The organism is Streptomyces liliifuscus (genome assembly GCF_016598615.1).
Lineage (GTDB): Bacteria > Actinomycetota > Actinomycetes > Streptomycetales > Streptomycetaceae > Streptomyces > Streptomyces liliifuscus.
In genome coordinates this window covers 293747-319978 of record NZ_CP066832.1, presented here as the reverse complement: position 1 = coordinate 319978, position 26232 = coordinate 293747, and the positions used below count along the sequence as shown (strand labels likewise).

The window sequence follows — 26232 nt, the reverse complement described above, 5'->3', positions numbered from 1 at the left end:
GTACAGAGGGCGCAGAGCGCCCTCTGACAGACCGTCAGCGCAGAGCGCTGACCGGCCCGCCAAGGGCCGGTTGTGGAGCCGGCCCGCGGGGCGGGCCGGAGGCCGGCGGATGGTTCGGCCTCGAATTCGGGTCCTCTTTCCGGGGGTTGGGGTCAGAGATTGGCTGGCTAGGTGGGAGGGGGTTCCCTCGTGGTCCTGGCGGGCCTTTTCTGTGGTTTCTCGACGGGTTTTCAGGTTGTCCCGGTGGTGTTTCTCTGCGGGTGGTCCTGATTTCTCGTGCGGCCTGATCATTCTAAGGGCTCGGGGCCCCGGAATTCAAGTTGTGGGGCGGGAATTGACGGGGTTTCCGTTTCCCCGGCCCCGGGGGTGACTCCGGTCCGGCCGGGCGGCCCCTGTGCGGCTCTGGCGGCAGCCTACAGGGGTGTTGGCAGTCGGGGAAGGGGATAGCGGGGGCGAGGCTCCAGGGGGCCGTGTGCGGCAATCCGGGGCGTGCGTGAGGGTGGCGTTAGATTCGCGTTCCGGGAATTGGCGGGTTGTTAGATTCGGTGGACCGGTGGTGTTAGATCCGGGGTCGCTCCAATCGTCGTGCGTGGGGCGGGTGTTAGATTCGCCGGTTGGGTTGGTGGGGGGTTCCCGGGGTGCCGTTAGATTCGGGTCGAGGGTCGGTGGGGGTGTTAGATCCGGGGTTGCGCGGGGGTGGGGTCGGGTGGCTCCGGTGGGTTCGGGGTGGGTTGGCTGCGCGGGCTCGGGTGGGGGGTGGGGGTGGTCGTTGGGGGTGAGGGGAGGGGGTGAGGTTTCTAGTTGGCGCTGGGTTTGGTTGAGCGTATGGGGGTGATCCCGTTCCGGTGTTGCGTATTCACGGTTCGGTGTGTACTGTAGTTCTCACGAGGTCGGCGGAACGAAGAACCGGCCGAGAAACCACCTACTGACCCTGTTGGAGGGGATCTTCATGTCCGGTACCCAGACGTTCACCACCCCGGCCGGTAACACCTACTCGTACGCGGTCGAGACGGGCGAGAACGGCGAGGCGGTCTACGACCTGTCCCGCGTCCTCCAGGACGGCGTGTTCCCGATCGGCACGGTCGTGGTCCACCCGAACTGGGAGCTGTTCCCGAAGGTCGCGGGTCTGCTGAACGTCCAGTTCGGCAAGGGCAGCGCGACCGACCGCCACGAGCGGACCGACGCCCCGAAGCTGGGCGACATGGACCTGCCGTACGTGGTCGGCAGCCACCTGGTCAACCCGGCCGACCTGACCGCCGAGACGGACAACGGGGCCGCGCCGCTGCTGACGTTCCGCAAGCGGATCATGGGTGCGGCCTTCGAGACCAACTCCCCGGCCGAGAACGCCAGCCAGGACACCTTCGAGAAGGTCCGCGACCTCGTCACCGGCCTGGTCACCACCTACCAGGCCGACAAGAACACCCCCAAGCGCGAGGCCACGTACACCAAGTTCCTCAACGGCAAGCGCGCCGAGGCCGTCCAGGCCGAGATCAACAAGCTCGACGACAAGGCACAGGCACTCGCCTTCATGCGCGCCGAGCTCGTCGAGAAGCTCAACGGCTACAAGACCGCCTGACCCCCCCCCCACCCCCGGCGGCCCCAACCCCCAACACGGGGCCGCCGAACCCCCACACCCCCCACCCCCGCCCGTGTCCGGGCCCCCACGGGGCCCGGGCACCCACCCGCACCAGTAGAGATGAGCCGAGGATGACGCAGCGCAACAGCCAGCCTGAGATACCCGCCACCTGCCCCGGATGGGGCGAGGAGTGCGGCAACGAGACGGAGAGGGGAGCCGACCTCTGCCCTGACTGCCTCATGGGACGGCTGGACGCGCAATCCCCCCGGATCCCCTGTAGCCCTTCCCCGAGACGGCAGTAGCCCCAGACCAGGGTCGGGCGGCCCCGCCCTCCAAGGGCCGCTCGCGCCCGCCACAGGCCCGGCCCCGGCCCCCCTCACCCACCGGGGCCGGGCCGCCCCGCCCCCGCCGCCTGCCTTACCGCTCGACCGTTGCGTATTCGTGTTTCATTGTGTACTGTAATCACATCAGCCGGTCGCCGTCAGCGCCAAACTCCTGGGAGATTCCATGCTCGCCCTGCTTCGCCGTTCGCCGAAAGGTCGCTACGCCCGTCACCGAGAAGTCGGCGATGTGCCCCACGACCGGGCTCCCGTACGGCGAGCCTGGCTCCGTGGAGCGACTGACCTGGATTTTCGCCGAGCAGGACCTGGAGGACATCCAGGAGCGCATGGAGTACTTCGCGGCACGCGCCGCCGCGCGCCCCGAGTCCGGCCTGGTCGTGTCCAACATCAAGACCCCCATAGCCCGTCCGCACATCCTTCGCATCGGCGACTTCGAGTCCGACGGGGACCGGCGCGGCGGCACATGTGTTGAGTGCGGGGCGCACGGTGAACTGTCCGCGCTTCGGGACCTTGCCCGGCACGACCTCGGCTGTGAGGCGACTTGGTTCTAACGCCGGGTGCCGCCCCCCGGTGGGGGCGGCACCCATCCGACCGCACATCTCCGCGCCACCCTCACAAGCTAGGAAAGTGGGAGCAATGATGAACCACAGGATCGGCCGCAGGATCGGGCGCAGGACTGGAATCTTCCTGGGTGTTCTGCTGGGTGTCTCCGCGATCGTCCTTACCGTGTTCTGCTTCAAGATCTCCATGGATGCTTCGCGCGCGCTCTCGAACCCCGCCGCCGAGTCTCAGACCATGCCGCATTGCCGGTAACGGCTCGCGCTGGTGCGCCCCGAAAGGACCCCTGATGACTGACAGCAAGATCACGGAGTTGCTTGCCCGCGCAGCGGGTGGCGACTCTGAGGCGGCCGCCGCGTTCGTGCGAGCGCGAGCACTGCGACTCCACGCGGCGGAGCGCGTCAGCGCCAGCGGCCGGGCGGCCGCACGGCGGATGCTCCGGACAGCCTCCTAATCTCGCGCGCCGCGCCCCCCCTTCCGGCGCCCCCTCCCCCGCCTCCCTTGTTCGCGCCCCGCTCAGCGTTTCGCTGGGCGGGGCCGCTTGCGTTCCGCAGCCCTCGTCGCGACCTGCTCAACTCCCCGCCCCTCTCGATCCTGTCTCGGTTCTGCCTCGTGCTGACGGTCCCTGGCTTTCTCGCTTCCGTGCTCCCTGTCTGGCTCCGTGCTTCGTGGTCTGTCTGTGTCTCGTCTGTCGTTGTGTGCTTCGGCTGCTCCTCTGTCTCTTCGGCTCTTGTGCTCCTCGGCCTCTTCGTCTTGCTTGCCGTTGCCGGTCCGCCTGTTCTCTCTGTTCGCTGCTCCTCTCTCCCTCGCTCCTCCCGTCCTGCTGCTCTCCCCTTCCGTCTCCCTTCCTCCTCACTCCCCGCCGGCTTCCTCCTTCCTGTCGTTCGCCTGTGGCTCTTCGCTGATGTCCTCAGTGCCCTTGGGGGTCTCGTAGAGAAGTAGTCGGCGCACTCCAACCCCCTTGACCGTCGCCCTGAAGTGCAGGTTTCCGTGTCGAGGGCGCAGCCTGGGGGCAAGTTGTAGGGCAAGTTGAAAGGCAAGCTGTAGAGCAAGTTGTAGGGCATGTTGTGGGGCAAGTTGTAAGGCAAGCTGGCTTCTGGCGGTGGTCTGCGCGGCCAAGTCCCGTCTTTCGCGGGGGGTGATTTCTCTCCCCTCCGGCATTCACGGAGGGGAGAGAAATCACCCTCCCCTGCAGTTGGGCTCCCTGGGAAGGGGAGGAGAAATCTCCCTCCTTTCAGGTCAGGGGGGAGATTTCTCAGTTGCCGCGCTGGGGGGAGAGACTTCTCTCCCCCTCAGGTCGGGGGAGAGAAATCACAGTCCAAGGGAGCGGCCCTGGGACGGCCGGCGCCTGCGCAGGTGGGGCGTGCCGCTCGGCGCCGGCTGTTCTGGCTGCCTGGGACGCGGCGGGGTCATGCTCCCTGCGACGCCACGGTGGCCTCGATGGGCTCGCCGTCGCAGATGCGCCCGTCGAGGCAGAGCTCGCGGTAGCCGGTCGTGTAGGTGAAGCCGTGTCCGCCGCAGGTGGCGCAGTCCGAGGCGTGGGCGGTGGGGGCGCCGAAGCAGAGAATCGGCTCCTGGTGGACGGCGGTGTAGTTGTCGTCGCCGTGGTGCTCCCAGGTGAGCACGGTGAGGACTTCGCCGGTGCCGTCGCAGCGCCCTGCGCAGTTGTGGGGGTGCGGGTCCTCGTCTTCGTGCTGGTCGTCGAAGTCGCGGAAGGCGTCCAGGAGGTAGGCGCGGGCGCGCAGATCGTTCAGGGCTGGCCGGCGGTCGAGGGCCCGCAGGGCGTGGCCGGCGGTGGCCGCGGCCACCGCTGCGGCGCTGTCGGCCGGTGCCGCGGTGGCGGCCCAGTCGAGTAGGAGTCCGCGGGTCATGAGGTGTCGCCGTTGTTCGCTGGCCACGTCGACGGCGGGGAAGCGGGAGGTGAGGCCGAGGTTGGCCCAGGCGTAGGTGTCGAGCATTTGGCGAACCAGCCGGGGGCCGGGTCGGAGGAAGGGGCGCTTGGGTGGCAGAGAGTCGTCAGTGGCTTGGGGGGCTAGGCATGAGTCGCCGTGGGTGTGCTGGTGGAGTCGGGCGTACTGGGCTCGCAGGTGGTCGAGACCGTTGTGGGGGTGGTCGTCGAGGGCCAGGCCGTCGACCTCGCGGAGGAGGGCGCCGTGGTCGCGGGCGGCTTCGTAGAGGTCGGGGTCTCGGGTGCGCAGGGCGAGGACGTCGACGAGTGCGCCGGCGTGCAGGAGGTTGAAGCGGCGCAGGGCGGGGACGGCGTCGCTGTCGGGGTCGTATTCGAGAGCGTCGGTGAGGCGATAGTGGGCCCAACGCGCTTCGAGGATGAGCCGGGTGATGGACGGGCGTTCATCGCGGTACGCCTTTACGGTGTGTTCGGGGTGGTGGCTGACGGGCACGAGGGTTCCCTTCAGGTGACTGGTGGCGGGTTAGCGGGGCCTGGTCGGCCCGGGCTTCATCGGGTCGTTGCAGGCGAGGTCACGATGGCGTCGGCTAGGCGGTGAAGGCTGTCGCCCTGCGGAGCTTCAGCCTTGAAGACGCGGTGCGCCGCTCCGGCGGGGGCGTGGGGCAGTGCGAAGACGCGGCCGCGGTCGAGGACGGCGAGGAGGCGTGCGGCGTGATGTTCGCATCCATCGGCGCCAGCGTTGTCCGCGTCGAGCACGGTCACGGCGACGGGGCCGGCGCAGGTGGTGTGATCCGTCGGGAGTGTGGCGGGGCAGCGGGCCATCGGTCCTCATCTGGTGGGCTGGGTGAAGTGGCAGTATGGGGCTTCGAGTTGGCGGGGACGGAGCCTGGGCTGCGGCTAGCACCGTTCTTCGTCGAGGAGGTGCGCGTGGCCCCAGGGGTTCGGTTCCGGGACCGGGCGTCGTGTGCGATGTCGCGGAGGCGCTCGCGGCGTCGTTCTTGTACGTAGCCGCGGCAGTGCAGGGGCGTGCTGGGAGGTGGGCCACGCCGAGGCGGTGCGGTCGCCTGGTCAGGCGCCGGCTGAGGGCGAGAGCGAGCAGGGTGACGACGGCTCGGAGGACTTTTCCGAGAACGAAGGGGTGCATCTGGTGTCTCCCACTGGATGATGCGGGGCCACCGGGTGGTGGCCCCGCATCGGAGGTAGTCGGGACGGGTGGGCTGGGGGTGGGTAACTGGTCGCGTGGCAGCGGATCGCCAGGGAGGAGGGCCAGTCGTGACTCGCCGGGGCTCCGTGGCGTCGGTCCTCGTTCCGTTTCGATCACCACCAGTGCCGGAACAGGTAGTCACCGCGCGGGATCTCGCCGCGCCGGATGAGATCGGCCAGGACCAATTTCAGCGAGGGAGAGAAAGCGCGATCGGCGAATAATCGGTTCTCGAACACGGCGTTCTCAAGGTCTTGCGTTTCAGGCGGGTTCGCCTCGACAGTGGCTGGCGTGTTCTCGTCAGCGACGCGGATGCTCAGCCAGTAATCCAGCTCAGTCATGCCGGTCTTGACGACGCTCTCGCCGGTACGGGAGTCCCAGCCCAGGTACAGCTCGGCGTCGTCGAGGTCTCCGAGTGCTTCCAGGTAGTCGTCGTCGGAGGTGAGTTCGTACAGCTTCACGCTGTCATTACCGATGTGCTCGTCGTCCCGCTGGCATCCGCGTAGCGAGCTATACGGCTTGCCGTAGACGCGTTCGGCAATGGCTTCGATCGGGATGTGGCCGTTCTCGGCGGTCGCATGATCAGCGTGTGGCTCCAGCATGTAGATGCTGTAGGGCGTGTACTTGGGTGCGTCGGGCATGACCGATCTTCCTCGTGGGTCTCCGGGGTCGGTCAGATGTGGTCGTGGAGATCGGTGTCGTTGTAGGTGGTCTGGGAGACCGTGATCCAGCCGGTTCGGTCGCCGTCGCGGAGCTGGAGCTCCCACTTGCCCGGCTGCCAGTGCTGACCGGTCTGCTTCCGGCCGACGTATTGCCGCTGGCACTGCTTGGTGGGCTGGCTGCTGCCGTCTGTGGTCGAGCCGGAGGAGCCGGGCTGGGTGGTGCCGGAGGTGCCTCCGTTGGTGAGCGACTTGCCGGGCTGGGTACCGCCGGACGAGCCGCCGGAGCCGTCGGGGGTTGTGTCGTTGTTCTTCTTGCCGGTGCTGCCGGACGAGCTGGACTTGCCGCTGCTGGACTTGCTGCCGCTGGAGCCGCCGCTGCGGCCCGCGAAGGCGGTAGTGGTGAACGAGCTGGTGCGGATGGTCGAGCAGTCCTGGCGGTACACGTCCTCGTAGTCGGTGATCCAGCGACCGGCGTAGCCACGCTTGTCGATGACCTCGCCGTGCTTGATGGGCTCGTTGGTGCAGCCGGTGAGGGCGAGGAGCGCGGCGGCCGTTAGGGCGGTGCCGAGCGTCAGGGTGCGGGGCGTGGGCACGTTGGGCTCCAGGAGGTGTGTGGGTGCGCTCGTCTGCTACTGGTGTTGTGCGCGAGCGGCGTGTGACACAGAGGCGGAACTTTCTCCGTGAAGATCACAGTACACATTGAATCTTCAATACGCAACGCACAGTTGAGGTGTCGATCCGTCTCCTCGTCATGAGGCGTTGGGCAGCCCGGCGTTGGGCGCGTCTGAGCGCTGTGTGAGTGCTTGCGCGTCAGCTAATGGACTGGATGATCCAGGCGAGCAGGCAGATGCCGGCGATGACCGCCCACATGCGCAGGGCGGCCGGATCCTTAGCGATCGACTTGGCGTTGGACTCGAACACCTCGGCCGTCGGCATCATGCCGGGGTGGACGGTGTCCCTGTGCTCATCCCGCTTGGCGGCGGCCTGATCCTTCGGCAGCCACCCGGTCGTGATCCCGCATGGGCCGCACTCGTACCGCCATGCCACTGCGGGCTCCTCTTCCGCCGGTCCTGTCGGATGTGGTTCGACGGTACCGGGGTGCCGCGCCCTACGGGATCGGAACAAGCCGATAGGGAACGGTAGATGGGGGCGGTAGATGCTTCTAGCGTTGGCATAGATGCGCAGGTCAGACGGTCGTAGATGTCGCCGATAGATGGCTGGCGGCGCCTCCGCGGGGGAGGGGAGTGATGGCCGGCCGAGAGGGGTTTCGGGCGCCCGGGAGCCCCCTCTGGCCGGCGGCCGGGGGGAGCTCCCGGGCGGATGGTTCAGGCACTGTCCGCAGGGGCCTCGAGGAAGGCGACTTCGGGGGGTGGAGCGGGGGGCTCGGCAGGGGGTGCGGCGGGGGCGTTCGGGGTGAGGTCGGGGACCAGCTGGGCGGGGATCCGTAGGGCCCTGCCGAGGGCCTGCTCGAGGTCGGCGATGTGCACGCCGAAGTAGTTCCTCCCCTGGATGCCCATCTGGGTTCGGACGGGGATGTCGAGGGCTTTGCACTTCTGTCTGATCATGGGTTCCGTCCAGTCGGCCAACATCCTCTCCCGGTGGATCCGTTCGAGGAGAGTGTCGGTGTGGACGCCCTTGCGGCCCTGGCGGACGGCGAAGGCGACGCTGTGCTCGACGAACGCTGCGAAGGCGGCGTCGGCTTCGGCAGAAGTGACTTGGGCCTGCGTCGTTTCGGGGTCCCACTCCCCCGCCGTTTCATGATCGTTTAGGGTGTCGGTTCCCTGAGGCGCTTCCTCCTCGGCAGTGGTGTGCGCGTCTTCCAGGTCCTTCACCGTGCGGCCGGCCGACAGTCCGGTACGGACGGCGACGGTCGTGACGATGACCAGTCCGGTTGCGCCGTAGGCGTACCAGAGGCCGGGGTGCTTCTGAGTGAAGTAGAGGGCGATGTAGCCGGCGGTGCCGAGAGCACCGAGGCGGACGAGGAACCCCCCGCTCTCCTGGTCGCCGGCGCGCAGCCAGGCTCCCACGTAGCGCAGGGCGACCATGGTGGCGCTGGCCACCACGGGCACCTCGCGCACGAACGGGATGTGCTCCAGCCTGATCTTCCGCCGGCCCTGCTTGGCGGTGTTCGTCGTGTCCGGCTTCCCGCTCATGCCCCCACCAGGGACAGCCCGGCGGTGGCGACGGCGATGACCGCCCGCCAGATGGAGCCCTGTGCTGCGGACATGGCGGCCGCAGTGAGCATCCCCCACAGGGCGCCGGTGAACGGCACGATGGGGGCGAAGGCGGACAGCACGAGCAGGATGATCACGACGGCAGTCATGCCGATGGATCCCAGGTCGGGGTTCTCGGCGATCTGGCGCGGGATGTCCTGGACGGCGGTGCCGAGGTCGTGGGGCCAGGAGCCGGCGCGAAGGAAGGCGAGCTCGGCGAAGAAGCCGATGGCCTGGGCTGGGCCTCGGGCCAGCTTCTTCTTCCCCTTGCCCCAGATGCCGTAGATGAGCGTGACGATCAGGATGACGCTGACGGCTGTGGCGGACATCGGGCCGAGGGCGCTGGTTCCGGCCCCGGCGGCGAGCAGGGTGGTCACGGGTGTCCTTAGAAGGTGGGGGCGGAGAACAGCAGGACGGCGATGCCGGCGGAGGCGACCGGGATGTGGGTGAGGAAGCGGACCGCGGCGCAGAACGAGGGCAGCCGGTACAGCCACCTCTCCACGAAGGCGGAGATGCCGCCGCCGACGACCGCGGCGAGCAGGATCACGCCGCCGCCGACGATGAACGGGGTGGACGGCTCGTTGCTGCTGGCCGCAGCGTCGTGCATGACGGCGAGCGTCCATTGAGGCAGGCCGGTGTTCCACTGGGCCGTGAAGACGCCCCAGCTCCAGGCGCCGGCGGTTGCCGCGGCTCCGTTGTGGAGGATGAACCGCTGCAGCGGCGTGAGCGACGCCCACCAGGCAGTGAGGGAGCTGCGGTTGCGGCCCGGGCCGGCCGGGCCGGTCCCTTCCCCTGCGGGGGGCGCCGGCTCCTGGCCGGTGCCGTAGTAGTGGTTGTGCACCTCGTAGGGGTCCGGATCCGGTGCCTGCGGATCGGCGGTCTTCCGTACGCGGAACCAGTCGGGCCCCTCGCCCTCCGGACCCGGGAGGTCTTCGTCCGCGTCCGCGGCCTCCGGGCCCCCGGCCCCCTCGGCCTGGTCGTCGTCCTTGCCCCGGCGCCAGGGGACACGAGACGACCACGTGCTGTTCGCCGGCTCCCCTGCGGGCTCCGATTCAGCCGTGGTGTCCTGGTCTTCGGCGGGCATCGGCTCGTCGGCCGGGTTCTGCTGGTCGTCCGTGAGGTTGATGGTCTGGCCGGGAAGGGGCAGCCGTCCGCCGGGCGACATCGAGATCCGACGGGTGGAACCGGCGGATTCCAGGTCCCGGTCGGGGCGGGCCGCGCCCGGCTCGGGCTCCTCCTCGACGGGCTGCTCGGCGTGGCCGAGCGGTCGGACGCCGATGCGGGACAGGAGGCGGCGCAGCCGCGTCTCGTCGTCCGGCATGCCGTCGCCCGTCTCCGGGGTCTGGGGCGGTTCGTTCTCGGTGGTGGCGGTGTTTGCCTGGTTGGTACGGCCGCGGGTGGAGGGTGTCGTGCTCACTGCTCGCTCCCCTCGTGGGAGGCGGGGCGCCGCACGAGGGCGAGGCGGGGCCGGCCGTGCTGCGGGGCGCCGGCGGATCGGGCCGGCCGGGCGGAGGTCACCGGGCGGCGGGCCGGGGCGATGAGGGCGAGGGCCTCGGTGACGTGCTGGTCGAAGGTGGTGGACATGTGTGGTCCTCACGGTCGTGCTCGCGGGCAGCCCTGCGGGGGCGCCCTGCGGAGCGGGGCGTCAGGGTCGGCTGCCGGCGGCGGGGACGAGGAGGCCGCTGTCGTGCTCCTCGAAGTGGTCACCGGCGGTCGGGTGGAGGCGGAGGAGCTCTTCGAGCTGCTGCTGGCCGGCCGGCGCCGGGGCGGGCTGGGGGTCTTGGGCGTGGGCGACCGGCTGCGGCGACTCGTTGGCGAGGGCGAGGGCCTGGTCGAAGTGGTCGGGCTCTTCGCCGTCGGCGCCGTGCGCGACGGGATGGGCGGCCAGCGCCTTGGGCAGCCATTCGGACTGGGTGTCCAGGAACTTCTTGGCCCGGCCGTTCCCGATGCCGAGGGCGGCAGAGATCTTGTTGATGCCCCAGGCGAACGTGCCGTCCTCCTTGCGTGGGACGGTCTCGACGAAGGCGGCCATGACTTCCTCGTCTGTCTTCCGCCCGGCAGCCGCGTCATCATCCTGCCCGGCGTCGGCGTCCGGGTCCGGCGAGGCGGTGTCCTCGTCGCCGGTGTCCTCCCCTGGCTCGTCTCCCTCGCCCATCCCGGCCTTGACCTGCCGGTCTTCCTCGTCGCGGGAGTGGGATGACGGGGCGGCATGGGGGTCGGCCGTCTGGGATGGGATGGCCGGGATGGTGCCGATCAGGGTGTTGAGGATGCCCTCGAACGCGACGGGATTGCGCAGGTTCATCCCGGCGATGTCGGACTGGCGTACGCGCAGCTGCAGCCGGGCGACGACGCGCTTCAGGATGGCGGGGTCGGAGCATCCCGCTCGTTCGCTGGCATCCTGGGCGCGGCCGTCGGCATGCATCTCGGCGAGGCGGTATGCCCAGCGGGTCATCCCACCGGCCCTCTTGACCGCGTCCTGGGCACGGCGCAGCCGGTACCAGCGGTAGGCAGCCCGGGAGATGCGGACCTCGGCGGTGGCCTCCTCCTGGGCCAGGTCCTGGCGGGCGGCGAGCAGCAGTGCGACGCGGAAGGCCTCGACGGGGTGGAGCAGGCGCACCAGCGCGATGCGGCGGTCGGGGCGTCCCCCCTTGGTGCGGGCGGCGCGGCGCTCCTCGAGCGAGCCGATCTCCCAGAGCACGGCCGCCAGGACCGGCCACACCGCGCGGACCGCGCCGCCGAGGAGGGAGCCGGCTTCGGACGCGGAGAAGACCGAGCTGATGCCGGCGAGGATCCAGAAGAGAGCGCCGGACAGACCCGATCCGTCGCCGTCGCGGGCACGGCGGCGGGCTCGGCGGCCGCAGACCATCGCCGCGACGTCGAGTGCGACGAAGGGCAGGAGGTCGAACGGGGCGTCCAGGCCCATCTGGTGGTGTCCGACCCGGCGCAGACCGGTGGCCGACAGGGCGGCCGCGGCTGCGGCGATGACGACGGTGAGGAGGTCCTCGACCCGGCGTCCGCGCCGGTCGGCTGCCGCGGCGCGCTCGACGTCGGTGAGCGCGGCCAGGGCCATGCGGCGTCGGCGCAGGGCGATCGCCGGGCCGAGGGTGAGGACGAGCGCCCCGAGGACGAACTGCCAGCTGCCGAGGAGTTCGGCGAGAGCCGCGCCGTGGGGGGCGAGGTCGGGTGTCACGGGGAGTCCCTCCGGGCGAGGTTGCTGGCCGCTTCGGCGGCCCGGGCGCGCAGCGGGTCGTCGCTGGGCGGGATCGGGTCCTGGGTGATCCAGTCCCTGTAGGCGTCGCGCTCGGCGGTGGCCTGGCGGAGCAGGACCAGGAGCAACGCGGTGAGCGGGTTGACGGGCGGTATGTCGGCGCCGGCCGGTACGAGGACGGGGAGTAAGAGGACGTCGTCGCGGCGGGCGAGCGCGCTGACCAGGGCGCGGTTGAGGGCGTGGGCGTCGCCGGCGGGGTTCATGCGGCGGCCGTCCAGCCGGCGGAGCGGCGGTGGTCGGCGACGAGCTCGTCGCGGTGACGTGCGGCCTTGCGGACGTTCTCGATGTTCTCCAGGCGCTTCTCGGGCTTCCCGGAGGTGCCGAGGTACTGGCCGGCGAGCCGCTGCACCTCGCGCGCCGCGGCGATGCGGGCCTGCTGCCTCTGGGCGGCGCGCTGGTCCTCGGCAAGGGCCTGGTCGAGCCGGTCGCGCTCCATGACGAGCCGGCGCTTGAGCTTCTCGGGGGTCAGCCCGCCGCGGATGCCGACGGTGTCGCCCTCGCGGAGGGCGAGTTCGGCGCACGCGGCGCGCACCGGGCACACAGCGCAGTGGTCGCGTACGGTCTGGGCGCGGCGCCGGCGCCAGTCGGTGTCCGGCTCTCCGTCCTCCTGGTAGAAGTGGCCGATGTCCGGGTCGGCGGTGAGGCAGACCGAGTACTTCATCGTCTGGCGCAGCTGCGGGGTGCGCAGCTCCTGCGCGACGTAGTGGCCGTCCTGCCGGTCGAGGAAGCCGCTGGCGACGAGGCTGTCGAGCGGATCGGTCGCGGCGACGAACTGGGCGATGCTGGCCTCGGCCGTGCCCGGGATGGCGCGGGAGGCTGGCGGGCGGGCTGCCATCATGGTGTTCACGCGTTCTCATCTCCTGTGACGCTCTGGTGGGTGGTGAGGCGCGTTCGCGGCCTCCGGGGGGACCAGCCCCGGGGGTCGCTTGCTTTTCCACGCGCCATCTGCCTTAACTGCCTTAATGCAGATGCGTCAGATGATGCATGCTGTTGGCGATCACGTCAAGGAAGAAGGTCCAGCGGATGAGCCGTGCGCTCTGGCGGGTGCGGCAAGATGTGCCCATGCCCATGACGTCCCATCACCCGCACGAGCAGGTCGCGGCCGCACTGCGCGCCGACATCCTGAGCGGCAAGCTGGCCCCGGGCGAGCAGCTCCCCGGTCAGCGCGAGTTGGGTGAGAAGCTCGGCGTCGCACCGAACACCGTGGCCCAGGCCCTACGACTCCTCGAGAAGGAGGGCCTGGTCGAGACGGCGCCGCGCCGCCGCAGTCGGGTACTGCAGCCGGCCTCCGCCATACAGGTCCGACTGCACGAGGACGGGCTGCTCCGGCCGAGGGATCCCGGCGACAGCGGCCACGACGACATCAGGCGCGGGGATCCCGGCACTGATGCCGCAGCCGTCGAGGCTCTGGCCGTCGCACCGGACGCCGCCCTGTCCGTCCGGCAGGCGGTGCTGCTGCAGGCCGGCACTCCATGGGCACTGCAGACCCTCTTCACCCCGGCCGCGCTCACGGTGACCGCGGCCGAAGCCGCCACCGTCGCGCCGTTCACGGTTGGCCCGCTGCGGCGCGAGGACAGCCACGCCAGCAACTGGGACGCGAGGCCGGCCACCACCGAGGAGTGCTCGCTCCTCAAGTCCAAGGTCGGCACCACGGTGTTCGAGATTCGAAGAGTCGGTTTTACGGATGAGCGCCCAACTTCATACCTTTTGACGGTAGTACGGGCGGATCGCGTGACCATCCGCACGGGAAGCGCCAGTTAGAAACTCTCCGAGTCAACTGCCCCTTTTGGTCGCACTTTTCGACGTCGAGTGGACAACGCGTCGAGTGCGTGTGCACGACGGGCGTCAGGGGATAGGGTGACTTTCGCTTGATCCAATACGCCTCCCCTCGGGCCCCCGGCGCACGGCGCCGAGCCCGGCGAACCGAGAAGGCGGTTCTCCCATGACCAGCACCGCACAGGCCCCGAGCGGATCCACCGCGCCGGGCGCGGAGCTGCCGTGGGCGCTGCCCGGCGTGTCCTGGCCCAGAAACGCGAATGCCCCCTGGAAGGGGGAGTTGAGGATGTCGTAGGTCTTCCGGGCGGGCGCCTCTAGCAAAGGCTGCTCCTCGCCCCTCTCCGCCGGCTTAGGAGTTAGCAGCTCCTCTGCCGGCCGTCACCGCTCAGTCCTGGGTTAGCAGCCCAGCTTGAGCGAGGGCCAGACCGAATGGTCCGGCAATCACTGCCCTCCAGCAGCAATTCCCCCGAGGGGGTTTGTCGTTTCCCGGGGCGACCCGGGAGAACGGGGTCCATCTTGCAGTACACCCATGCCCTTTGTCAGCTCGGACGCCACCGAAGCACGCCGATCACGGCTGTTTTTCGCCCGTCCGTGACTTCGACGCCACGCTGCGTACCCGCTCTCGCGACCGGTGCTCCCGCCGGGACCGGCCGGAGCGCAGCGCGGCCCGGTGGTCGGCCCTTGACCCGCTGCAGCCAGCACCCCTTGACCGCCTCGCTTCCCACGCCTGCCCGACGGGCCTTCACGGCCCCGGCCAGGTGGCTGGTCAAGGGGGTCTGCCGCCGCCCCGGGCACCCCCTTGACCCGCAGGTCACAGGCTCGCCAGGGATTTTCTCGGCCGGACTGTCACACCGTCGGCTTTTTCAACACCCGTAGCAGCTGAAGGACCTGTTCCTTCAGCTTCCGCCCGAGTGCCTTTGGCCAGACCCCAGACCGCGCGTCCTTGCCGGACGCCGCCGAGACCCAGCGCACCCGACTCGCCGCCCCGCGGCACCGGTGCGCCAGGAGAAGCGTGCCCCGCACAGCAGCAGTTCCCAGTAGCCCGCCGCCGACGGGCGATCAGGCGCGCCCGCAGCGCCGCCAGCGGGTGAAGGTGCCCCTGCGCCTCGTCGCCAACCCGCACTACGCCGACGTCGCGGTGACCGTCTACGTGAAGATCGCCGCGCTGGCGTCGCGTCCGGAAGGATGCACGGCGGCGACCGTGACCATCGCGGAGTACCTCGGCCTGTCGAAGTCCTCCGTCGAGCGCGGGATGACGCAGCTGATGCGCCCCGGACCCGACGGCGTCGTCGAGCTGTCCTCGACCCGGCGTTCCCTGCCCGGCGGGAACGGCACTTCGGCGGTGCGCCGTACCCGGCCGCTGTCCGCGACGGAGCGGTTCGTGTGGATCCCGGTGGCCGCCTCCGAGGACCTCACCCCGCGCCAGCTGCGCGCGTACGCGCTCATCGCCTATGCCCAGGCCCAGAAGATCCCGCTCACCGAGTCGCAGATCGCGGGGGCGCTGCACCACCACAGCGGCCAGCGGGCCGGTCAGCCGCTCACCACGGCGGCCGCCGGCGAGATCGTCGACGAGCTGGAGGCGACGCGGTGGATCACCGTGGAGCGGCGGGCGGGCGTACGCGGCCGCCACCACTTCGTCGCTCACGACATCCCGGCCGCCGCTCAGGACGCGGCCTGTGGACAGCCGTCCTCCACGGGCGTCGCGCCCTCCTCCACCTCTGGTCCTGGTGAGGGATCGGGTTCGTCGGCTGGTGCGGGATCACTCGCGACTATGGAAGAACCTAGGACTGACCGACCTGATGACGAGCGCGCCCTCTTCTCACCCGCCGTAGGCGAGGTACAGGTTGGTGAAGGTGTGGAAAACCGCGATGCGCAGCCGCAGCACGGCACCGGCGAAGGTGGGCTCGCGCTGCGCGCGGATGACCACCAGACCCCCTTGACCACCCCCTTGACCGAGCCCTCGGGCACCCCCTTGACCAACCGCGCAGGCGCCTACGGCGGGCCCGGGCTGACCATCAGCGCCCGGGTGCACGCCGTCCTCGAGCCGGTGCATCGGCTCTATCGGCAGACCAGCGTCTACATGCAGCGGCGCATCGCCCGGGAAGTCGGCAGCCAGCTGCGTTCCGGCATCGATGACGCCCGGCTTCGGCAGCGCCTGGAGACGCGACTCTGCCGCACCTTCACCGACGAGATCCGCGACCCCGGCCGGTGGATCCTCGGCGTCGGCCTGCCCCGCTGGGGCTGCGGCATCTTCGACTGCGAGGCCGGCGTCCTGTGGAGCAGCGGCCGCCAGTGCTCAGTGTGCGAGGAGATCGTCCGCGACCGGTGCCAGGGCACCGCACAGTCCGGCGCATCCACTCTCTCCATCGTCCGCCCCACCCCCGCTCGGGTTCCCGTCCCTCGGTCCACTCCTGCAGCTCCGCGGGGCCGGTGCCCTGAGTGCGGCTGCGCCGTCCTGGTGCTGAACCCCGCCGCCTCGGCCGCCCCCCGGTGCAGGCCGTGCCGAGAGGAGCACGAGGGTGGACGTGCCGGCGGTCCATCCCCGTCGGAACACCCCGAGGTGTGCGCGGGGTGGGACGGCAGTGGATGCACCCGTCCGGCGCTCGGCTCCACCGGCCTCTGCGTCCGGTGCCGGACCCGCCGGATGGAGTGGGCCGCATCATGAGCTGCGCACTCCACCCCGTCGAGGATCGCCACTGCCGGGTGGGGCAGGACCCCCTCCACTGGAGCGCGCTCCACTGCGCGCCGATGGGGCAGAGCTCGGCCACCCACCTCGCCGCTGCTTCAGCGGCCGTTCCCGGACAACGGGGCGCAGGCGTGGTCGACCCCCATGAACCGGACCCGGGCCTGAGGGCCCCTTGACCGGCCTCCCCGGCCGCCCGCGTTCCTCCTTGACACGCAGTCCGGGTCAAGGGGAAACCTCGCTGTGCATCGCCCAGCGCTGCGGCATCGGAAAACGTCGGCGCGGAGTAGGGCCGGGGGTGGCGGCCACCCGATGAGTGGACGCCACCGGGGCCAGTGCGACGGCCTCCTCCACCCCGGGCCACTCGCGAAGCCCACCATCCATCGCCGGCGCCGCGCACTGAGTGGGCTCCATCCGGCCCCACCGCGTACACGGTGGAGCCCACTCAACGGTGGAGCCCACTCAGTGGAGTTCAGCCCGGCCTCCGCCACCGAGTGGCGCCCACCGGCCCACTCCACTCGATGGGCAACACCCGATGGATCGGCCATGGTCCATCCACACGGTGGGCTCCACTCGATGCCCCGATGCACTACACCAGTGGCTCCCACTCTCAACCCATTGCTGAGGGACGGGCGATTGACGGAAGACGCCGTCAGCCCGAGGCACGGGACGGTCGTGGTGGAGCGGAGCGTGTCACCCACCCCGGGGGGCCGCCGCCGAACACCTTCGGGCGATGCCCCCTTCTCTCCGATCCACCCCTTGACCAGGTTCACCGCACGAGCTGCTCCCCCCTTGACCGGCCTCGCCTCCACCCCTTGACCATGGGTCGGGGCACCTGCTGTTTCCCCTTGACCTCGGCCCGGGGCAAGGGGAAACCCGGCGGCCGCTCACCGTGCCTCACCCGATGAGGCTGAGGGCTGCACCGACGCCAGCGGAAGCCGACCGGAGAGACGCCGGCCGGCCAGCGGATGGGCGGTGCGGCCGGACAGGGCTTCCTCCCGAGCGCGCGCCGGAGTCGTACAGGACGCCGTGCGGAGGCGATGGCGGCCCGGGGGATTCAGTCCGAGTTCGCGGTGGCGTCCATCGCGATGGACGGATGGGGGGCGGTGGCCCACCGTGGCCGGAGTGCGGGTGGACCCGAACGCCATGCGGCGGGTCATGGTCCACCCACTCGGTGTGCTCCATCCAGTGGATGGAGCGGGGCAGATGCGCCGCACTCCATCCACTGCCAGTGGGAGTGGTCTCCATCCCCTCCTCGGTGGAAGTGGGGCGCACCCATCCACCCCGCTATGTGGACGTCCATCCCCCTTGACCACTCCGCGCCCCCCTTGACCACGGCCCCCTTGCCCAGCTGGGCCACCCGGGTGGGCAAGGCCGGTTTCCCCTTGACCTCGTCAGGCCGCAATCGCGGTCAGACGGCGGTCAAGGGGCCCGTCGGGAGTGTGAGCGCCATCGAGACCAGATGGCGCGAAAGGACGGACACGGACGTGGCCACCACCCAGCACACCCCGGCACTCAACTTCTCCGAGTCCACGCCCCGCTACGACACGCTCACCGTGATGAACCGCGACTGGGCCGCGCTCTGCCGAGACCTGCGAGCGGCGGACCGCGTCGCCGCGTGGGCCGGGGAGCACCCGGACCTCGTCGGAGCGGCCAGTCCTCAGGACGTGGTCGACAAGATCTCCGCGTACCACCGCTGCGGGGACCTGGACGGCCACGACCGCGTGATGCACCTGCTGGTCGAGCGGGCCGGGGGGACCGGCTTCGACGCTCACCTCGCGTGGCGGGTGGCGGTGCGAGTCCTGCTGCCCAAGGCGGTCTTGATGGCGAAGACGCAGCGGCGGTCCTACGGCCTTCCGTGGGACGACGTCTGTGCGACGGTGCTCGGCGCCGCCTTCGAGGTCGTCCGCACCTACCCGCTCGACCGGCGGCCGCGGCGGATCTTCAACAACCTCGCGCTCGACACCCTGCAGCTGACCCGCCGCACCCTGGCCGCCTGCCTCGACGACGTGGAGGACGTCCAGGAGTTCGCCGCCGGCGTCGCGCCCTTGGCCGAAGCCGAGTCCCACACCCGATACGCGCACGTCGTCGCCAGCGAGGACCCCGACACCCCGCACCACACGGTCGAGCTCGCCGATCTCCTTGTGCGGGCCGCGCAGATAGAGCTCGTCGACGTCGACGAGCCGGCCCTGTCGCGTCACGAGACGCGGACGGAGGTCCTCGACCTCCTGCTGTGGGCGGTGGAGGTCGGAGCGCTGAAGGAGCTCGAAGCCCAGCGCATCGCCCGGTACTACCTGTCCACCTCGCAGCGCCCCGACCAGCGCCACATGACCACCCGGTCCATGGGCCACGAGGGAGACCTGCTGCGGCAGCACGCCAGCCGTGCCGTGCGCACGCTGCGCGCGCAGTCGGACCTCGCGCAGTACCACGCCGCGGCCTGAGGGCGCCCGGCGCCCCTCGGATCGGGCGCCGCAGAAGTCGTTCGAAAAAACCTCGGCCCCACTGTCACACCGCGCGCTTTCTCAACACCTGTAGCAGGCGAGAGGGCCGCCAGATCGGCTCCGCCCCACCTGAACACCCCCGCCCCCGCCCCTTCTCGACTCCGGGAGAACCGACGTGACCACGATGCCCCCGGCCTGCACCGGCCGACAGCTGCTCGACGCCGACGAGGCCCGTGTGGCCCGTGCCTCGCGCGAGCTGACCAAGATCGCTGCCGCTCTGGTGAGCCGGCCGATGGACCGTGACCTGCACGAGCAGATGCGCGCCTTCCTCGACAAGGAGTCAGAGGCCTCTCTGGCGTCGTGGGATGTGCTGCTGCAGCGCACGCCGGACCAGCTCAAGGAGCGCATCTCGACGGTCCTGACCGTCCAGGCCCTGCGGACGGCGTCGTGAAGCGGCAGCGCCGGCCGCGCAAGGCGGCCAAGAAGCAGCTCGTCGAGGCGGAGGCCTGGGACGACGAAGTAGACGAGCCCCAGGAGACGCCGGCGGACGAGCCGGATGAGACCGGGTGGAAGACGAGCACGGCCCAGATGGCCGGGCTCTCCCGGCTGGTCCGTGCCGGTGTCTGGGCGCTCGTGGTCTCCGGCCCCGTCCTCGGCGCGCTCGCGTTCCTCTCCTCGTCCGCTCCCGCCCAGGGGGCGGCCAAACCGGCCGCCGCGGCGTCGCCGGCGTCGCCGGTCGGGCCGGCCGGCTTCGCTGAACTGTTCGTCTCCGCCTATCTGCAGGCTGGCCAGGGCACCGAGCGGGACCTGGCGCCGTACTACTCCGGCTCCGTCGCGCTCGCGGTCAAGCCCGGAACCCGCACGGCCACGCAGTCCACCGTGATTGCCTCCCGCGAGGTCCAGCCCGGCTACTGGTCCGTCACCGTCGCCGCCGACGTCACCGCACACGACGACAAGGGCAAGTCCACGCGGCTGGGCGTCCAGTACTTCCGTGTCGGTATCCAGGCCACCGGCCCGGCCGGCGCCGGCGGCACGGAGCAGGGCGCCACCGCCGGCTACGCGGCGACGTCGCTGCCGGCGCAGGTGGCCGCACCGGCCGCGCTCAAGCCGGGCGGCCTGGCGTACGAGACCGACCGCGGGTCGAGCAGCGCGGACCCGTCGGTCGAGACCGCCCGCGGATTCCTGGCCGCCTACCTGACCGGTACGACCGAGCTCGACCGCTACACCTCGCCCGGCACGCGGCTCCAGCCGATCAGCCCTGCACCGTACGCCGCGGTGAAGGTGACCGGCGTCCAGGACGACTCGTCCGGCTCGGGCCAGCAGAAGGTGCCGGCCGACGGCACGGTGCTGCACCAGCTGGTCCAGGTCGATGCCACGGACCAGGCCGGCAGCCCGGTCTCGCTGAACTACGCGCTCACCCTCAAGTCCCGCGCCGGCCGCTGGGAGGTCGCGTCCGTCGACGACGCCCCGGCTATTCGCGCGAGCAGCCCGCCCTCGGCGGCGCCGCACACCACCACCCCAAGCCCCGACGCAGCCACGGCATCTGACTCGCCGTCGCCGTCGAACTCCTGAGAAAGAGGAATCGTTCATGCGCACTCTGGCAGCAGCCAACCCCGACCACGTCGTCCTCGCCGGCGACGTCCTCGACTGGGCCAACACCAAGACGGGGCAGGTCCGCACGCTGGTCCTCGCCGTGGCCGCCCTCATGGCGATCATCGCCGTGCTGATGGCCTGGTGGAAGACCCGGTCCTTCGTCGGCACCCTCGTCGCCTTCGTCCTGGCCGCCCTCGTGCTCTGGGGCATCAGCAACCTCAACGTCCTCAAGACCAAGGTCGGCTCCGAGATCGACGACACCGCAGCGTCGGTGTCCGTCGTCCACGTCACCGGCGACGCCCCCGCGCTGGCGGGTGAGGGCTGGCGGGTCTCGTGAGCGCCTCGGAGGAGGAGCTGATCGGGCACTCGTACACGCGAGCCCGTAAGCACCCGCTGGTCATCGGCAAGCTCCCGGGAGCCGGCCGGCTCCCGGGAGGGCCCTACACGATCACCCAGGTCATGACCATGGTGATCAGCTTCGGGCTCCTCGTCATGACCCGGGACCTGTGGGCCCACTTCGGCGCCATGAACTTCATCCTCATGGCACTGATCCCCTGGGGCCTGGCCTGGGTGCTGCGGTACGCGCGGCTCGACGGCCGGGACCCGGCACGCGCCGTGCGCAGCCTACTCATCTACTCCTCCACTCCGGCCCAGGGACGTCTGGCCGGCAAGCCGCAGCGGGTCGCTCGACCGCGACTGGCGACCGCCACCTGCACGGTGCGCGTCCGGTCCGCCGAGCGGCCCGCCCCGGCGGCCGCCGCCAAGCCCGCCCCGGTGCCCGCTCCCGTAGCCCGGCGCACAGCCCGCCCGGTACCGATGCCAGCCGCGGCCGCGGCGGTCCGGTCGGAACCCAAGACCGGGCTGCAGGCCCTCTTGGCCTCCCTCGACGAGCAGTGACGAACCGTCTCGTCATCACCACCAGCACAGAAGGAAGAACCCATGCGTCTCCCCGTCCGGCACATCAGCGGCCACCTCATCTGGACCACCGCCGCCACCGTGTGGGCGGTGTGGCGCGTCGACACCGAGAACTACACCCACGCCAGCAAGTCCACGAAGCGTGAGCGGCTGGACTCCCTGGAAGCCCTCTTCAAATCCCTTCGGGGCGAGGCCCTCCTGCTCAGCCTGTGCCCGAGCGTCGACGCCGCGTCGGTCGTCACCCGCATGACCGCCGGCGTCGACCTCGACGCCTCCCCCGAGTACGTCGACCTGGCACTGAAGGTCCTCGACCAGCTCCAGGACCTCGAACTCACCGGCCGCGTCGACTTACTCGCCGTCCCCCTGCCCCACCTCGACTTCAAGCAGAGCAGCCGGGCGGTCCTGTCCTCCCTCCAGGTCGAGGTCATGGGCGCACTCGGCCTGCCGGTCGCCCCGATCTCCCTCGCCGAGGAGCGCCAGCGCCTGGAGCAGGCCAACCGCCTGGCGGCCGGCTGGCCCTCCGGCATCAAGATGCGGCCGGCCACCGAGGCGGAGATCCTGTGGATCTACGGGCACAGCGCCCGCCGAGGCCTGAGCGAGCCGCTCCTTCCCGAGGACGGCGCACCGCGCGCCCTGCGCGGCCGCGGGCACACGGTGACCGCCCACACCCAGGTGATCCTGGACGAGGGCGGCCGCGGTACCCGGGCCTCCAAGGGCCCGACCAACCCCTTCAAGCGCCGCTACCTGCGCGCCACCAGCGAACACGGCGACTCCTACCAGGCGTTCTGCGTGCTCAGCGAGATGCCCGAAGCCTTCCGCTTCCCCGGCAGCGAGTACCTGGCGGCGCTGGACGAGTTCAACTTCCCCGTGGACTGGGCCGTCCGGCTGCACGTCGAGTCCGGCTCGAAGGCAGAGCCGAAGAGCCGGCGCCAGCAGCGCGAGCTCGCCCACCAGCGCGGCGAATACGACGGGGAGACCTCCGGGGTGCCAGCCTCCCTCGACAAGGCGTCCTTCGCCCTGGACGAGTACCGCGACCGGCTCACCGCCTCCAGCACCGAGGTCGAGATCCGCGCCACCGTCGCCACCTGCGTGTGGGGAACCACCCCCGAAGAGGCCGACGAGAAGGCGACGTCGCTGGCCAACCACTTCGGCGGCAACGACTACACGCTCGTGAGGCCCACCGGCGACCAGGTCGCGCTCTTCCACGGCATGCTGCCCGGCACCAAGACCCCGGGGCCGATGCTCGACTACACCCAGTACCTGCTGGCCAGGGACTTCGCCATGTCGATGCCGTTCTGCGGCGCCGGCCTGGGCGACGACTCCGGCAGCCTCTTCGGCCTCCAGCTCAACGGCGGCGGCGTCCGCCCCGTACTGGTCGACTTCTCCCACGGCCCCCGCGTCAACGCCTCGGCATCCGCCGCGTTCGTCGGCGAGCTCGGCTCCGGAAAGTCCGTCGCGATGAAGTGCGCGATGTACTCGATCCTCACCACCGGCCACCGCGCCGGCCAGAGGAACTCCCGCGGCCGCGCCCTGGTCATCGACCGCACCCCGCAGCAGGAGTGGTCGCGATTCGCGAACGCCTGCCCCGGCACGACCCAGATCATCAACGTCGACGAGAACGCCGGCGTCTCCCTCGACCCCCTGCGCGTCTTCCGCGGCCCGCGCGCCGCCCGCTACACCGAGTCCTTCCTCACCCCGCTCCTGGACATCGGCTCGATGAGCATCGAGGGCATCACCCTCGCCGAGGCGATCGAGGCCACCCGGCTCGGGCCCAAGCCCAGCATGACCGCGCTGATGGACACGCTCGCCGACCGGGCCCGCACGCCCGACCCGGAGGAGCCGAACGACAATGCGGTCCGCGCCGCCGCCTCCGAACTCGTGCGCAAGCTGCGGTCGCTGGCGAAGAAGGACCTCGGCCGCGTCATCTTCGACCCCACGCTGCCGGTCGTACGGATCACCGACGCCGACAGCATCGTCTTCGCCGTCGACCGCCTGGGCCTGCCCACCAAGGAGGAGCTCTCCGAGCACCGCCTCCCGAGCCTGGAGGTCGAAAAGCGCTTCGGTTGGCGGCTGATGTACCTGATGACGGCGCTCTGCCGGGAGATCGCGTTCGCCGACCCGAACGAGTTCGCCGGCGTCTTCCTCGACGAGTGCTGGTGGCTCACCTCGTCCGCGGAGGGCTCCAACCTGCTGCTCGAGCTCATCGCCGACGGCCGCAAGCACAACGCCGGCGCTTTCGCAGGCTCGCACGACCCGTATGACATCGGCCCGAAGTCGGAGATCGGCGACAAGATCCGGGCGCTGTTGTCCCACATCTTCGTCTTCCGTCACCGCGGCAAGGCGCTGGCCGCCAGGTGCCTGGAGTTCCTGGATCTCGACCCGGCTGACGAGGAGATGCTCAAGGTCATCACCGAGAACCTCTCCCCGCTCAACGTCAGCGAGACCGAGCGCGCCCTGCGGGCCGGCGAGGGCCTCTACCGCGACCTCCGCAAGCGGATCGCGGGGATCAAGGTGCTGATCCCGGCGGACGAGAACGCCGCCGCCGCGATCACTACGACGCCTGGGCAGGGCGCCGAGGAGGACGACGAGGCCGTGGAGTTCGCCGAGGCGGACGGAGCCCTCGCATGAGCCGCATACAGCGAAGGGGGATCAAGCGGCGCCTCGGTCTGATCGCCGTCCTGGTGGCCCTGTTCACCGTGGTGCTGGCCCCTGCGGCCACGGCAGACCCGTCGCCTTCGCCCAGCACCTCCGCGCCGGCTGCGGGCCCGGCCGGCAAGAACCTGAACCAGAAGCCGAAGGACGGCAGCGACGGCTTGCTCCAGCCGTTCAACGTCACCGACAAGGACGGCGTCCCGATCAGCTCCTACACCGTCAAAACGGATACCGGTGGCTGGAAGGACATCGACCTCAAGATCTGGAACATCGTCGCCCAGCTGCTCTTCGGCGTCTCGAAGTGGGTCATCGGCTTCACCTGCTGGCTGATCAAGTGGGCTCTGAACTTCGGGCTGGCCAAGGTCATGGTCGGCCCCGTCGAGGACATCTCCAGCACCATCAAGAACCAGGTCATCGACAGGTTGGGGCTCCCCGGCCTGTTTCTGACGTTCGCCGGCTTCTACTGCGGCTGGCTGATCCTCTTCAAGGAGCGCTCACGAGGCTTCGCCGAGATCGGGGTCTCCCTCGTCGTCGCCGCACTGACCACCACCGTGCTCGTCTCGCCGGCCCAGGTGCTGCTCGGCCAGCACGACCAGGCTCAGCCGCAGGGCTCCACCATGCTGCTCTCGGAGGGAGGCCTGGTGGGGAAGTCGAAGGACTTCACTCTGGAGGTCGCCTCCATCGTGCTGGCCGATGACCCGGCGAGCGCCAAGGGCAGCGCCGACCCCAACAACGTGGCGAAGCCGATCACTGACGCCCTCGTGGAGGCGTTCATCGTCAAGCCCAACCAGCTCATGGTGTACGGGCAGACCTTCGACGGACAGTGCGACAAGGCGTTCCGCGAGTTCAAGCTCGCCGAGTTCAACCTCGACCAGCTCGGGATGAACTACTGGGACGCCGCGATGATGGACTCGATCTACGACACGAACTTCATCGGGCAGCTCACCGAGAACTCGAAGAAGTTCGAGGCCGCGTGCGGGGACGTGAAGCCCAAGGCCAAGCGGGCCTCCGCCGACCTCGCCTTCTCCGCTCTGTTCGTCGCGATCGCCGCCGTCATCGTGGCCATCCTCATGATCCTGGTCACCGGCACGTTCCTCACCGCGCAGGGCTGGCTGGCCTTCGAGGCGATCCGCGGCCACTGGGCCCTCACCGCCGGCATCCTGCCCGGCGGCGGCCGCGCCACCCTGTGGCGCTGGTTCTCCGCGATCACCAAGGCAGTCCTCGGCGTCATCATCTCCATCCTCTTCCTGGCGATCTTCATCCTGATCGTCCTGGCCCTCATCGACGCGGACACCGGCGACGTCCTCGCCGTCAAATTCATCGTCATCGACGTCACCGCCGTCGCCGGTCTGGCCGGCCACAAGCGCATCAAGCAGACCGCGCAGAGCATCGCGGTCAACCTCAACCGCAAGCTCGTCAACGCCCGCGTCGGCGGATCCCGCCGCTCGGTGTTCAACAGCCCCGGCCGCTATGCCGAGACCGCCCCCGGCCTGAAGCAGATGTGGGGCGAGGCCCGCGGCGAGGCCCGGCGCGTGAGCAGGCCCGTCGGCCAGGGCATGAAGGCCGCCAAGAACGCCTGGGTCGGCTCGCCGCAGGCCAACCGCAAGGCCAGCCGACTGCGAACCGCGGCCCGGCTCGCCACCAACGCCGCCGCAGCCGTGGGCACCGGCGGCGCGAGCGCGGCCGCAAAGGTCGCGGCACAGCAGGCGGCCAAGCAGACCCTGAAGAAGCGGTTGGCCACGGCCGCCGCGAACAAGATGTCCCAGACCCGGGGCGGCAGGGCCACCATGGCCACCGGCAAAGCGGCCGCCGCCACCGCCAAGTACGGCGCGAAGGCAACCAAGTTCGCCTTCATGGCCACCGTCGGCGCGCCGGTGGGCATTCCCCGCGGCGTCGCCGCGACCAAGCGGGGCGCCGCTGCGGCCACCGCCCGGGCCGGGCAGGTGCGCGACCAGCTCAAGGCCGTCAAGGAACGCACCATCGACAAGAAGGTCCAGGAGGCCAAGGACTTCGGCGCCGAGTACAAGCGCAACGTCGCCACGGCCGGCAAGTTCGTCGCGAAGCAAGGCACGAAGGCGCAGGTCAACCTCGGCCTGGCACAGATCCAGTCGAACCCCAGGGCCGCGACTCCTCCCGGCCCGCGAGCCGGCGCCATCGCGCCGAAGACTCCTGGGGGCGCGCCGACGGCGGCCGGAGCCAAGACACCCGGCAAGCCCGCGACCACGACAGCCGGCACGAAGACGCCAGGTTCGGTGAAGCCCCCGGCCGCCGGGCCGGCGGCGGTGCCGAAGATGCCGACCCCGCCCACCCCTGCACCGCCGACACCGCCGGCCAAGCCGTCTGGTCCGCCTCGGGCCATCCGGCGAGCCACCCGGCCGCCCGGCCCGCCCAGGCCCCGGCCGTAGCCGGGGCGCGGCCGGGACCTCCAAGGTCCCGGCCGCCCAGAT

Annotated in this window: 25 protein-coding genes; 13 read left to right on the top strand and 12 right to left on the bottom strand. The window is 70.5% G+C overall.

What is annotated here, in order from left to right; genetic code table 11:
- Positions 1–949 precede the first annotated feature (949 nt).
- From JEQ17_RS49735 to JEQ17_RS49725, 3 genes are all read left to right on the top strand, one after another.
- Positions 950–1576 carry a hypothetical protein gene (locus JEQ17_RS49735; protein ID WP_024126614.1) on the top strand — a complete coding sequence of 209 codons (627 nt, stop codon included), beginning with the start codon at positions 950–952 and terminating at the stop codon, positions 1574–1576.
- Between the two features lie 568 nt (positions 1577–2144).
- Positions 2145–2468: a BAR domain-containing protein gene (locus tag JEQ17_RS49730; RefSeq protein ID WP_200402316.1), complete on the top strand. Its 324-nt coding sequence runs from the start codon at positions 2145–2147 to the stop codon at positions 2466–2468.
- A 296-nt stretch (positions 2469–2764) separates the two neighbouring features.
- The gene (locus tag JEQ17_RS49725; RefSeq protein ID WP_166634929.1) at positions 2765–2929 is read left to right on the top strand and encodes a hypothetical protein; all 165 of its coding nucleotides are present in this window, start codon (positions 2765–2767) and stop codon (positions 2927–2929) included.
- 955 nt (positions 2930–3884) lie between these two features.
- On the opposite strand, the gene JEQ17_RS49720 is transcribed toward JEQ17_RS49725, so the two are convergent.
- The 12 genes from JEQ17_RS49720 to JEQ17_RS49665 all read right to left on the bottom strand — a co-directional run bounded on the left by JEQ17_RS49720 (position 3885) and on the right by JEQ17_RS49665 (position 12563).
- The gene (locus JEQ17_RS49720) at positions 3885–4874 is read right to left on the bottom strand and encodes a hypothetical protein (RefSeq protein ID WP_200402315.1); all 990 of its coding nucleotides are present in this window, start codon (positions 4872–4874) and stop codon (positions 3885–3887) included.
- Between the two features lie 56 nt (positions 4875–4930).
- Entirely contained in the window at positions 4931–5203 is a 273-nt protein-coding gene (locus JEQ17_RS49715; protein ID WP_234048914.1) for a hypothetical protein, read from the bottom strand.
- 495 nt (positions 5204–5698) lie between these two features.
- Entirely contained in the window at positions 5699–6223 is a 525-nt protein-coding gene (locus tag JEQ17_RS49710) for a hypothetical protein (RefSeq protein ID WP_200402314.1), read from the bottom strand.
- A gap of 32 nt (positions 6224–6255) precedes the next feature.
- Positions 6256–6837: a hypothetical protein gene (locus JEQ17_RS49705; RefSeq protein ID WP_200402313.1), complete on the bottom strand. Its 582-nt coding sequence runs from the start codon at positions 6835–6837 to the stop codon at positions 6256–6258.
- 217 nt (positions 6838–7054) lie between these two features.
- Entirely contained in the window at positions 7055–7291 is a 237-nt protein-coding gene (locus tag JEQ17_RS49700) for a hypothetical protein (protein ID WP_024126621.1), read from the bottom strand.
- Positions 7292–7569: 278 nt separating this feature from the next.
- Positions 7570–8397, bottom strand: a complete 828-nt coding sequence (locus tag JEQ17_RS49695) for a hypothetical protein (RefSeq protein WP_234048913.1) — start codon at positions 8395–8397, stop codon at positions 7570–7572.
- Positions 8394–8834 carry a hypothetical protein gene (locus tag JEQ17_RS49690; RefSeq protein WP_024126623.1) on the bottom strand — a complete coding sequence of 147 codons (441 nt, stop codon included), beginning with the start codon at positions 8832–8834 and terminating at the stop codon, positions 8394–8396. The genes JEQ17_RS49695 and JEQ17_RS49690 overlap by 4 nt, the downstream gene beginning before the upstream one ends.
- An 8-nt stretch (positions 8835–8842) precedes the next feature.
- Positions 8843–9874 (bottom strand): hypothetical protein, encoded by a 1032-nt coding sequence (locus JEQ17_RS49685; protein ID WP_200402312.1) that lies wholly within the window; start codon positions 9872–9874, stop codon positions 8843–8845.
- On the bottom strand, positions 9871–10041 hold the full coding sequence (locus JEQ17_RS49680; protein ID WP_200402311.1) for a hypothetical protein: 171 nt from the start codon (positions 10039–10041) through the stop codon (positions 9871–9873). Before JEQ17_RS49680 ends, JEQ17_RS49685 begins: the two co-directional genes overlap by 4 nt.
- Before the next feature lie 61 nt (positions 10042–10102).
- Positions 10103–11647: a DUF2637 domain-containing protein gene (locus JEQ17_RS49675; protein WP_200402310.1), complete on the bottom strand. Its 1545-nt coding sequence runs from the start codon at positions 11645–11647 to the stop codon at positions 10103–10105.
- Positions 11644–11928, bottom strand: a complete 285-nt coding sequence (locus JEQ17_RS49670; RefSeq protein WP_200402309.1) for a hypothetical protein — start codon at positions 11926–11928, stop codon at positions 11644–11646. The genes JEQ17_RS49675 and JEQ17_RS49670 overlap by 4 nt, the downstream gene beginning before the upstream one ends.
- Positions 11925–12563: a WhiB family transcriptional regulator gene (locus JEQ17_RS49665; RefSeq protein WP_208106602.1), complete on the bottom strand. Its 639-nt coding sequence runs from the start codon at positions 12561–12563 to the stop codon at positions 11925–11927. The genes JEQ17_RS49670 and JEQ17_RS49665 overlap by 4 nt, the downstream gene beginning before the upstream one ends.
- A 224-nt stretch (positions 12564–12787) precedes the next feature.
- Here JEQ17_RS49665 and JEQ17_RS49660 point away from each other — a divergent pair, with 224 nt between their 5' ends.
- The 10 genes from JEQ17_RS49660 (at position 12788) to JEQ17_RS49620 (ending at position 26190) form a co-directional block, all read left to right on the top strand.
- Positions 12788–13486: a GntR family transcriptional regulator gene (locus JEQ17_RS49660; RefSeq protein WP_166633251.1), complete on the top strand. Its 699-nt coding sequence runs from the start codon at positions 12788–12790 to the stop codon at positions 13484–13486.
- Positions 13487–13667: 181 nt separating this feature from the next.
- Positions 13668–13796, top strand: a complete 129-nt coding sequence (locus tag JEQ17_RS50630) for a hypothetical protein (RefSeq protein ID WP_267924850.1) — start codon at positions 13668–13670, stop codon at positions 13794–13796.
- Positions 13797–14513: 717 nt separating this feature from the next.
- Positions 14514–16166 (top strand): SMC-Scp complex subunit ScpB, encoded by a 1653-nt coding sequence (locus JEQ17_RS49655; protein WP_234048912.1) that lies wholly within the window; start codon positions 14514–14516, stop codon positions 16164–16166.
- A gap of 1505 nt (positions 16167–17671) precedes the next feature.
- On the top strand, positions 17672–18625 hold the full coding sequence (locus JEQ17_RS49650; protein ID WP_200402307.1) for a hypothetical protein: 954 nt from the start codon (positions 17672–17674) through the stop codon (positions 18623–18625).
- Between the two features lie 184 nt (positions 18626–18809).
- On the top strand, positions 18810–19076 hold the full coding sequence (locus tag JEQ17_RS49645) for a hypothetical protein (RefSeq protein WP_234048919.1): 267 nt from the start codon (positions 18810–18812) through the stop codon (positions 19074–19076).
- Entirely contained in the window at positions 19073–20197 is a 1125-nt protein-coding gene (locus JEQ17_RS49640) for a conjugal transfer protein (RefSeq protein WP_200402305.1), read from the top strand. Before JEQ17_RS49645 ends, JEQ17_RS49640 begins: the two co-directional genes overlap by 4 nt.
- Positions 20198–20213: 16 nt before the next feature.
- Positions 20214–20555 (top strand): hypothetical protein, encoded by a 342-nt coding sequence (locus JEQ17_RS49635; protein WP_024126634.1) that lies wholly within the window; start codon positions 20214–20216, stop codon positions 20553–20555.
- The gene (locus tag JEQ17_RS49630; RefSeq protein WP_200402304.1) at positions 20552–21115 is read left to right on the top strand and encodes a hypothetical protein; all 564 of its coding nucleotides are present in this window, start codon (positions 20552–20554) and stop codon (positions 21113–21115) included. The genes JEQ17_RS49635 and JEQ17_RS49630 overlap by 4 nt, the downstream gene beginning before the upstream one ends.
- Before the next feature lie 42 nt (positions 21116–21157).
- A complete protein-coding gene (locus JEQ17_RS49625) occupies positions 21158–23761 on the top strand; it encodes an ATP-binding protein (protein WP_200402303.1) in 2604 nt (867 codons plus the stop codon).
- Positions 23758–26190, top strand: a complete 2433-nt coding sequence (locus JEQ17_RS49620) for a hypothetical protein (protein WP_234048911.1) — start codon at positions 23758–23760, stop codon at positions 26188–26190. The genes JEQ17_RS49625 and JEQ17_RS49620 overlap by 4 nt, the downstream gene beginning before the upstream one ends.
- Positions 26191–26232 lie beyond the last annotated feature (42 nt).